Origin of the sequence: Pseudoalteromonas sp. APC 3691, from assembly GCF_030408135.1 — a bacterium.
Taxonomy (GTDB): domain Bacteria; phylum Pseudomonadota; class Gammaproteobacteria; order Enterobacterales; family Alteromonadaceae; genus Pseudoalteromonas.
Window position 1 is genome coordinate 1 of sequence record NZ_JASDCB010000115.1, and the last position, 5,474, is coordinate 5,474.

General features: G+C 40.7%; 4 protein-coding genes and 1 pseudogene. 3 read left to right on the forward strand and 2 right to left on the reverse strand.

Annotated features, from left to right (window positions below):
- Positions 1-233: pseudogene (locus QL998_RS20135) on the forward strand (IS4 family transposase); the annotation flags it as partial.
- On the opposite strand, the gene QL998_RS20140 reads toward QL998_RS20135, so the two are convergent.
- Positions 234-776 (reverse strand): transposase, encoded by a 543-nt coding sequence (locus tag QL998_RS20140; protein ID WP_290193364.1) that lies wholly within the window; start codon positions 774-776, stop codon positions 234-236.
- A gap of 174 nt (positions 777-950) precedes the next feature.
- Positions 951-3,536, reverse strand: coding sequence for a DNA mismatch repair protein MutS (gene mutS, locus QL998_RS20145; protein WP_290193365.1), 2,586 nt, complete (start codon positions 3,534-3,536; stop codon positions 951-953).
- A gap of 21 nt (positions 3,537-3,557) precedes the next feature.
- Here mutS and QL998_RS20150 point away from each other — a divergent pair, with 21 nt between their 5' ends.
- Positions 3,558-4,046: a nicotinamide-nucleotide amidohydrolase family protein gene (locus QL998_RS20150; RefSeq protein ID WP_024597314.1), complete on the forward strand. Its 489-nt coding sequence runs from the start codon at positions 3,558-3,560 to the stop codon at positions 4,044-4,046.
- Between the two features lie 67 nt (positions 4,047-4,113).
- A complete protein-coding gene (gene recA, locus QL998_RS20155; protein ID WP_002958952.1) occupies positions 4,114-5,157 on the forward strand; it encodes a recombinase RecA in 1,044 nt (347 codons plus the stop codon).
- Positions 5,158-5,474 lie beyond the last annotated feature (317 nt).

A 5,474-nucleotide genomic window follows, 5' to 3' on the forward strand; every position in this document is an offset into this window, starting at 1 on the left:
TGTTATCTCCCAAAGCATGGAAGTTATTGTGGTTAAAGAGAATAAAAACACCATTGCCTGAAACTGCTCCAAATATGTCATGGGCGTATCAGGAACTGGCAAAGTTAGGAGGCTGGAAAGATACCAAGCGCACAGGGCGTGCATCTGTGAAAGTGTTATGGAAAGGATGGCTTAAGTTACAAGCCATCCTGGAAGGCTACGATTTAGCAAAATCTCTTGAGTCAGACTTGTGATCAAGAGACAGCTTTAAATGCGCCTGATAATCCGGTATTTTCATCTTCTAAAATTAGGGGGATACTTTTGCGTATTGTGTTTACACCCTGATTTAAAATAATTCCGTATTCAGCAGTTAAGCCTCGGATTTGATTGCATAGTGCCGTTCTTTGTCTGACCGCTAATTCTCTCGCTTTGTGCTGTGCTTGGTTATCTTGTTGCTCAACTGATTTTATACAGACACTCTTAATATGATGTTGTTTTGAAGCAACGCTAATTGCTAAAGCATCGTTATAATCATTTTTATTGCCAACTAAGAAGGCTTTTACATGCTGAGGTGGAATAAGCTTTATCTGATGACCACATTTTCTGATTTCTCGAGCCCAAAAATGAGAAGTTGCACAGGCCTCTAAAGCAACTAAACACGTAGTGTGTTGTTGGAAAAAAGATAACACTTGCGCACGCTTTAACATTTTCTTTTTAACTAAGCGCCCTTGTTCATTGCAGCACACCACATGGAAAAATCTTTTTGCTATGTCTAAACCAATTGTTGTAATCTTCATTTTGGTCTTCTCCCTTTGATTATTGTAACCACTTTAATCATGGCACATAGATGCCGTATAGGGAGGAGACCATTACATCAGGTTAGTCAAATAACTTAAAAAGACTATGTGTGTTAAAAAGCCGAAGAATTTATTCTTCGGCTTTTTTTATGCTTGTAAATTAGATGATATAAATTACAACAATGCTTTTAGTTTATATAATAAATCGTGCGCTTGGCGTGGCGATAAATTATCAGGGTCAATTGCGCTTAATTGTTCTTCTACTTCAGAAGGGGCACTTTGTGCAGCTTCGTTATTAAAAGTAAAGGCTTGTTGCTCTGTATTTGGTGCAGTAACGCTTTGATGATTTTCAAGTAACTTAAGTTTTTGCTTTGCTTGTGTAATAACAGCTTTTGGCACACCCGCAAGAGCAGCTACCTGTAAGCCAAAGCTCTTACTTGCTGCGCCATCAAGTACTGTATGCATAAAGGCGATTGTATCGTTATGTTCTATTGCATCAAGGTGCACGTTTACCAGACCTGTTGTTTGTTCAGCAAGTTCTGTTAACTCAAAGTAGTGCGTAGCAAATAATGTTTTAGCTGATATTTTTGACGCTAAATGATCGGCTGTTGCATACGCAAGCGAGAGCCCATCGTAGGTACTTGTACCGCGACCAATTTCATCCATTAACACTAAAGACTGCGCCGTGGCATTATTTAAAATAGTCGCTGTTTCTGTCATTTCTACCATGAAGGTTGAGCGACCTGATGCTAAATCATCGCTAGCACCAATACGTGTAAATATGCGATCGATATTGCCTATTTTAGCGCTGTCTGCAGGTACAAAACTGCCAATGTGAGCCATTAATACAATAAGTGCTGTTTGGCGCATATAGGTTGATTTACCGCCCATGTTTGGACCCGTAATAATCAACATTTTACGTTGGCTGTTTAATTCAACAGGGTTGGCAATAAACGGTTCTTTCATTACTTGCTCAACCACAGGGTGACGACCTTGCTTAATGCTTATATTGTCGTTATCGCACAGTTCTGGTTTTGCATAATTGAGTGCAAATGCACGTTCGGCCAAGTTATTTAACACGTCTAAGTCAGCTAATGCGGCTGCCATCATTTGAAGTTGCTCTATGTGTGGAGCAATAAATCTAAACAACTCTTCGTATAGTTGCTTTTCAAGCGCTAAGGCTTTTGATTGGCTACCAAGTACTTTATCTTCGTGCTCTTTAAGCTCAGGAATAATATAGCGTTCGTTATTTTTAAGTGTTTGACGACGAATGTAGTCGGCTGGCACTAAGTGAGCATTGGCGCGGCTTACTTCAATAAAAAAGCCATGTACGCGGTTATAACCAATTTTAAGTGTACTAATACCCGTGCGTTCGCGTTCACGCAACTCTAGTTGATCAAGTACATCGGTTGCACCTTTACTTAAGTTACGCCACTCATCTAGTTCGCTGTTATAACCAGGGGCAATAACACCACCATCACGAATAAGTACCGGTGGGTTTTCTATCACTGCACGTTCTAATAACTCTTGTAAATCAGGGAGCTCAGGCGAATGCTTGATAATACCCGCTATACGAGGATCGTTAGCATCACCTAACAAAGAATGCAGTGGTGCAAGTGCTTGTAATGCACTACGAAGGCGAGTTAAATCGCGCGGGCGAGCAGTACATAAAGCTAAGCGCGCAATAACACGCTCTACATCACCAATCTCTTTTAATGACTCATGTAATTCACCACAAAGTTGTACATCTAAAATAGCGCTAATTGCATTTAAGCGTGAATTTAGCTCGTCTTTATTGCGTACAGGTGTATGAATACGGCGCTTAAGTAGGCGAGAACCCATTGGCGTTGCTGTTTTGTCAAGTACTTGGGCAAGTGTATTTTCAAACCCGCCTGATAAATTAACGGTAAGTTCTAAATTTTTACGGGTTGCGGCATCTAAAATAACAGCGTGTTCGTTGTGCTCCAGTGTAATTGCACGAATATGTGGCAGTGCAATACGTTGTGTATCTTTTACGTATTGCATTAAACAACCAGCAGCAACAAGTGCGCTGTGAGCTTTATCAACACCAAAGCCAACTAAATCTTTAGTACCAAACTGATCGCATAATAAGTGCTGAGCCGTATCTAAGTCGAACTCCCACTCTGGGCGACGACGAGCACCTTTTATGTGCTCAATTAAATGGAAGTTTTCAAAGCTTTCGCTATACAAAAGTTCTACCGGAGCTAAGCGTTGAATAGTTGAGCTAAAAGCTTCATGGGTGCTAACCTCTACAACGTTAAAGCGACCAGAGTTAATATCAAGGTACGCAATACCGTATAAACCTTTTTTACTTTGCCAAACGCTGGTAAGTAGGTTGTCTTGTCGTTCTTGTAACAAGGCTTCATCTGAAATAGTACCTGGCGTTACAATACGAACAACTTTGCGATCGACAGGGCCTTTGCTGGTTACGGGATCCCCAACTTGTTCGCAAATAGCAACAGATTCACCCATTTGAACTAGGCGTGCTAAGTAGTTTTCTACGGCATGATAAGGTACGCCCGCCATTGGGATAGGATCGCCGCCAGCTTTACCGCGATGAGTTTGCGAAATATCGAGTAATTGAGCGGCGCGTTTTGCGTCATCAAAAAAAAGTTCGTAAAAATCGCCCATACGATAAAACAATAAAATATCGCGATGCTCTGATTTTATTTTTAGATACTGCTGCATCATAGGGGTTTGTTGTTTTATAGTGTGTGGTGCATAAAGATCAAACGACATGTATTTACCCAAAGGCTGAATATGGAATTACATCAAGAGATTAAAACACTTGCTGCGCAATTAGGCGCTATTTTAACGGATAAATGCTTATGGATCACTACTGCTGAGTCATGTACTGGTGGCGGAGTGAGTTATGCGCTTACCGATACACCTGGAAGTTCAGCTTATATCGACCGTGCATTTGTCACTTACAGCAACCAAGCAAAGCAAGATTTGCTCAATGTTAGTGCTAGTACATTAAATCAATACGGTGCTGTGAGCGAGCAAACAGTCCATGAAATGGCAGTAGGTGCTATTAAAGCAACAAACGCTAATATATCTATAGCTGTATCGGGCATTGCAGGGCCTGGCGGGGCGACAGAAGGTAAACCTGTTGGACTTGTATGGTTTGGCATACAAATTGATGACAAAGTACTGACCTTTAAACAAATATTTACTGGTGATAGGGCTCAAGTAAGACTGCAAGCTATTGTATTTGCATTAAAAAGTGTAATAGATGAGATAAAATGAAAAAATTAGCTTGATACTGTGATTTCATACAGTATACTTGTTCGCATTAGCTGGATTGGAGAACAAAATGAACGATAACAAACAAAAAGCGTTAGACGCAGCACTATCACAAATTGAACGTCAATTTGGTAAAGGCTCAATTATGAAATTGGGTGACAACAAAGCGTTAAACATTGAATCTGTATCTACAGGTTCACTAGGTATTGATATTGCCTTAGGCATAGGTGGCTTACCTATGGGACGTATTGTTGAAGTGTATGGTCCTGAGTCATCTGGTAAAACAACGCTTACTTTACAAGTTATCGCCGAAGCTCAAAAAGAAGGTAAAACATGTGCCTTCATTGATGCTGAGCATGCTCTTGATCCTGTATATGCACAAAAACTAGGTGTAAATATTGATGACCTTTTTGTATCTCAACCTGATACAGGTGAGCAAGCACTAGAAATTTGTGACATGTTAGTACGTTCAAGCGCAGTAGACGTCGTTATTATTGACTCGGTTGCTGCACTTACACCAAAAGCTGAGATTGAAGGCGACATGGGCGACTCGCACATGGGCTTACAAGCACGTTTAATGTCACAGGCATTACGTAAGCTTACTGGTAATATTAAACGTTCTAACACGTTATGTATTTTCATTAACCAAATCCGTATGAAAATTGGTGTTATGTTTGGTAACCCAGAAACAACAACGGGTGGTAATGCACTTAAGTTTTACGCATCGGTACGTATTGATATTCGTCGTATTGGTTCTGTGAAAGAAGGTGATGAAGTTGTTGGTAACGAAACCCGCGTTAAAATTGTTAAAAACAAAGTAGCGCCGCCATTTAAACAAGCTGAATTTATCATCATGTATGGCGAAGGTATTTCTAAGCAAGGCGAGTTAATTGATTTAGGTGTTAAGCATAAAATTGTTGAAAAAGCAGGTGCTTGGTACAGTTACAGTGGCAACAAGGTTGGCCAAGGTAAATCTAACTCAATTAAGTTTTTGAAAGAAAACCCAGAAATTGCAGATGAGATTGAAGGTAAGTTACGCGAAATGCTTTTACTAAAAGCAACTATTGAACCTGAAGACGGTGAAGATAAGTTAGGCGACGATCCAGACCTTTAAACTGCACCCAAATGAGTTTTTAAGCTTGATCTGACCCGAGCTTTGAAAAGCGCTAATCAGTAATGATTAGCGCTTTTTTGTTTGCCCAGCGAAGCTGGCAAACCCGATAGGCTGAAAGATGCCTTATTACCCTGACTAAGGGGAAGATAATCTGAATGGCAAGGGCGTCACTGGCCAACGGTGGGGTCTGAAGGAAGCCATAAGAAGTTAGAGGTACACAACTAACCGTAACCTGTTTCGGCAGTATTGGTGGGTCAGCGTGCAAAATAGCGCAACGCCCTATACTTAGTCAGACCAATACTGTGCTTGAGGGTGGG

Bases quoted from the DNA above. Each gene is read 5' to 3' on its own strand.
- QL998_RS20140 (WP_290193364.1), bottom strand. From the start codon at position 776: ATGAAGATTACAACAATTGGTTTAGACATAGCAAAAAGATTTTTCCAT.
- mutS (WP_290193365.1), bottom strand. From the start codon at position 3,536: ATGTCGTTTGATCTTTATGCACCACACACTATAAAACAACAAACCCCT.
- QL998_RS20150 (WP_024597314.1), top strand. From the start codon at position 3,558: ATGGAATTACATCAAGAGATTAAAACACTTGCTGCGCAATTAGGCGCT.
- recA (WP_002958952.1), top strand. From the start codon at position 4,114: ATGAACGATAACAAACAAAAAGCGTTAGACGCAGCACTATCACAAATT.